Annotated in this window: 2 protein-coding genes; both read left to right on the top strand. The window is 58.8% G+C overall.

The window, feature by feature from the left end; all coding sequences use genetic code 11:
- The first annotated feature begins 71 nt into the window (after positions 1-71).
- The gene (locus DOU54_RS15280; protein ID WP_146617375.1) at positions 72-380 is read left to right on the top strand and encodes a mobilization protein; all 309 of its coding nucleotides are present in this window, start codon (positions 72-74) and stop codon (positions 378-380) included.
- Positions 377-2,041, top strand: a complete 1,665-nt coding sequence (locus DOU54_RS15275; RefSeq protein WP_113731535.1) for a type IV secretory system conjugative DNA transfer family protein — start codon at positions 377-379, stop codon at positions 2,039-2,041. The genes DOU54_RS15280 and DOU54_RS15275 overlap by 4 nt, the downstream gene beginning before the upstream one ends.
- Positions 2,042-2,520: the final 479 nt, after the last annotated feature.

The following is a 2,520-nucleotide window of genomic DNA, read 5'->3' as shown; positions in this document are numbered from 1 at the left end:
GTCTGTCTTCCAGGAGCGAAGCCGTGGTCAACAACGGCCGTTCCGTGCGACCGCAATCGAAAGGAATAATCGTGGCAAGGAAAACCATCGAACAGCGCCTGGCTGAACTGGACGCGCAACGCTCCGCGCTCAAGGCCCGGCTTTCAAAAACCGAGCGCAACAACGATATGCGCCGCAAGGTCCTGATCGGCTCGCTCATTCTGCATCACCTCGAAGCCTCGGATGATCAGGAGTTCAGCAAACAACTCGGTGAATGGCTGCGTCGCGAACTGCCGGGCTTTCTGACACGCGACAATGACAAGGCGCTGTTTGACGATCTCATCGGACAAGGACCGCCGGACAAGGGAGAGCCTGGCGACAGCGGGCAGGGCGCTCCATGAACCGGTTGCGACTTGCCCGGGACGCATTCAAGAACATGATGCGCGCCGCCGCGCGGGATCCGCTCTGGGCAGTCCTGGCTTTGCTTGCCATGCCCTTCCGGATCTGGAAACAGCTCGCCGGATTTCTCTTCATCCTTATCATCGTCACTTTTGTGATCGGCATGGGTGGCCGTCATTTCCTCGAGCAAACGGGTTTCGGGCGCGGCTCGCTTGTCTACATCCTCCCCGATTTCCTCACCCTGCTGGCGCTTGCCGTCATAACCTTCCGGTTCATCACCAGCGCGCTCATTTTGCATTTCGGGGAAAGTGACGATGATACCCACGGCTCCGCCCGCTTTGCGACAGACAAGGAGATAGCCGCTCTCACCGCGTCCGGGTCCGGCCTGTTGATCGGTCGTGATACGAAATCAGCCAAACCCCTGCGCTATGGTGGCCCGGCCCATCTCCTAACCATCGCACCGACGCGTACCGGCAAGGGTGTTGGTACAATCATCCCGAACCTGCTGACCGCCGACCGTTCCGTGATCTGCGTCGATCCAAAGGGCGAGAATGCAAGGATCACCGGCCGTGCGCGCCAGAAGTTCGGTCCGGTTCATGTGCTCGATCCTTTCGGGATCACCGGCAGACCCTCGGCAGCCTTCAATCCGCTGGCCATGCTCGATCCTTACAGCCTCGATGTCGCGGAAGATGCCAGTGCCCTCGCTGACGCTCTAGTGTTCGACGAACCGGGAATGGCGGGCGAGGCGCATTGGAACGAGGAGGCAAAAGCATTGATTGCCGGATTGCTGCTCGAGATCGTTGCAGCGGAGCCTTTGAGACGCAGACACCTCGCAACACTTCGCGAGCATCTTACCCTTGCTCCGGAACAGTTTGCGGCACTGCTCAAGCGTATGCAGGACAGTGATGCGGCGAGCGGTCTTGTCGCGCGCGCCGCAAACCGCCACCTCGGAAAATCCGATCGCGAAGCCGCAGGCGTTCTGTCCGTGGCTCAACGCCATACGCATTTTCTTGATTCACCGCGTATGACGGCCATCCTCAGTCGCTCGGATTTTCGGTTTGCCGATCTCAAGCGCAGCAGCATGACGGTGTTCCTCGTTCTTCCGCCTGACCGCCTCTCGACCTATTCGCGCTGGCTGCGCCTGCTTGTTTCGCAAAGCCTGCTCGAAATGGCTCGCGATCCGACAAAGCCGGCGACACCGGTTCTTTATCTGCTCGACGAGTTCGCATCCCTCGGGCATCTGGCACCAGTCGAACGCGCGATGGGTCTGATGGCGGGTTATGGTGTCCAGCTTTGGCCCATCCTCCAGGACATCCATCAGCTGCGTGCCACATACGGTCACCGCGCCGGAACTTTTTTGTCAAACGCCGGCGTGCTGCAGGTCTTCGGTGTCAACGATCATGACAGCGCCCGCCTCACCTCTAATTTGCTTGGACAGGAAACGGTCGTGTTCCAGACGATGGCGAGAGCCCTCGATTCCGATAAGACCGGGATCTCCTACAGCCAACAGCATACCGGCCGGCCGCTGCTCACCCCTGATGAGGTGCGCAACCTGCCCGCAAAAGGACAATTGCTGTTTCTTGCCGGGCAGCGGCCAATTTTTGCAGACAAGCTTGCCTATTTTGCTGATCCGGAGTTTCGGGAGATGTTCGATCCAGTCTGACGGAAGCGTGACAAACAGGCAGTCTGACATTCGCATCGCAATCTTGTATCGGAGGTCCTTGGATCTCCTCGGCATGGACTTCCAATTGTCATGACTGATAATTCCAATCGCCAGCGAATTGAAAACGGGTCGGTATGAACGTCTACAGCAATCGAGGCGGTGATCCAGCCTGTCCTGACGGGAACGCGCTCCCCCATAGCGCCGAAGTGAGCGGCAGGACAGGCGTGCCTCTTGTTGCGAAGGCGCGAATGGGAACCGGTCGGAAGGCAATCGAAGACGCGTTACACCAGCGACGAAATGTAAGCCACCGGGATGACGTCAGGTGGCTTTCCGCGGATTGGAAACAGAGGTGATCAACCTTTGCGATCGAGCTGGTCGCGGCTGTTGCCGGCAGACCGGAACGCACACTTCATGTCGTCTTCGGGACGTTTCCCCTGTTGCCCCATAGTGCAATTCATGGTTTTGGCCGCCAGCCGTTT

The organism is Agrobacterium sp. MS2 (assembly GCF_003261015.1).
Lineage (GTDB): Bacteria > Pseudomonadota > Alphaproteobacteria > Rhizobiales > Rhizobiaceae > Agrobacterium > Agrobacterium pusense.
The sequence above is the reverse complement of the archived record's forward strand: the minus strand, read 5'-3'. Positions and strand labels throughout refer to the sequence as shown.

What these genes read in the sequence shown, in the direction of transcription:
- DOU54_RS15275 (WP_113731535.1), top strand. Translation starts at nt 377, where the DNA reads ATGAACCGGTTGCGACTTGCCCGGGACGCATTCAAGAACATGATGCGC.